Origin of the sequence: Phormidium sp. CCY1219, assembly GCF_035615515.1 — a bacterium.
Classification (GTDB): Bacteria; Cyanobacteriota; Cyanobacteriia; order Cyanobacteriales; family Laspinemataceae; genus CCY1219.
This window is the reverse complement of sequence record NZ_JAJENT010000492.1, coordinates 1-253: the sequence shown is the minus strand read 5'-3', so window position 1 is coordinate 253 and position 253 is coordinate 1. Positions and strand designations below refer to the sequence as shown.

The window sequence follows — 253 nt, the reverse complement described above, 5'->3', positions numbered from 1 at the left end:
GTTTTAGTTATGGGTTTGGGGAACTGGTTAAGCAAAAATTTAAAGTGGTCAAACCCGTAATTAATCAACCAATCAATCCTACTCAACTTAATCTTTTTGATACGTCTGAGTTCTCTACTCAAATCAACAAAACTAAAACCAAACGTACTCGGAAACCCAAGAGAACAGATGGAGAACAACTAAGTTTATTTTAAGACTCACGGCGGTTAAAACCGCCTGAGTCGAACTTCCTCCGCGTACTAAAGTAACGCGG

Annotated in this window: 1 protein-coding gene; it reads left to right on the top strand. The window is 39.1% G+C overall.

Going from position 1 to position 253, the window contains the following annotated elements; genetic code table 11:
* Window positions 1-194: hypothetical protein (locus tag LKK83_RS32005; RefSeq protein ID WP_324631538.1), on the top strand; the 194-nt coding region annotated here is incomplete at its 5' end.
* Between the last annotated feature and the right edge of the window lie 59 nt (window positions 195-253).